The 514-nt window shown below is 41.1% G+C and carries 1 protein-coding gene; it reads right to left on the reverse strand.

Going from position 1 to position 514, the window contains the following annotated elements; translation table 11 throughout:
* Positions 1-514, reverse strand: a 514-nt coding sequence (locus tag BO225_RS11940; RefSeq protein WP_158023847.1) for a DDE-type integrase/transposase/recombinase, incomplete at both ends; no start/stop codon positions are given.

The following is a 514-nucleotide window of genomic DNA, read 5'->3' on the forward strand; positions in this document are numbered from 1 at the left end:
ATCTATACCTTCCCAGTATTTTTTGATTCGTTTATTCTCTTTGATTGGATACAGTACCGGTTCATCGGTTGCTTTTGCAGCTTCTCTTACTTCAGATGCAGTAAGTCCGTGAAAACGTTCCTGTGGATATTCATTCATATAATAGTTTATGGTTTCTTTAACCGATTTTCTGACCTGTGCTATTGTTTCAATATTTGGATACAGTATTTTGAGCATGTCTTTTAAGATCCCCTGGATACTTTCCATGGGGCCGTTGTCGATGCAGTGTCCCACTCTGGACATGGACTGCTGAATGCCAAGATATTCCAGCCTTTTCTGAAAGACGGGACGGGTATTCTGGAAACCTCTGTCGGAATGGAACATGCCAACATGCCCCGGATTATTTTTTAAAGCCAGTTTTAAAGTTTCATCCACCAGCCGGCTGTCATTTCTTAAAGACAGTTTATAGCTGACGATGCTTCTGTCATACAGATCTACGATGGAGCTTAAATAAAGTTTTGGCAGACCGGGAATA

This window comes from Dubosiella newyorkensis (genome assembly GCF_001945605.1).
GTDB classification, from domain to species: Bacteria; Bacillota_I; Bacilli_A; order Erysipelotrichales; family Erysipelotrichaceae; genus Dubosiella; species Dubosiella newyorkensis.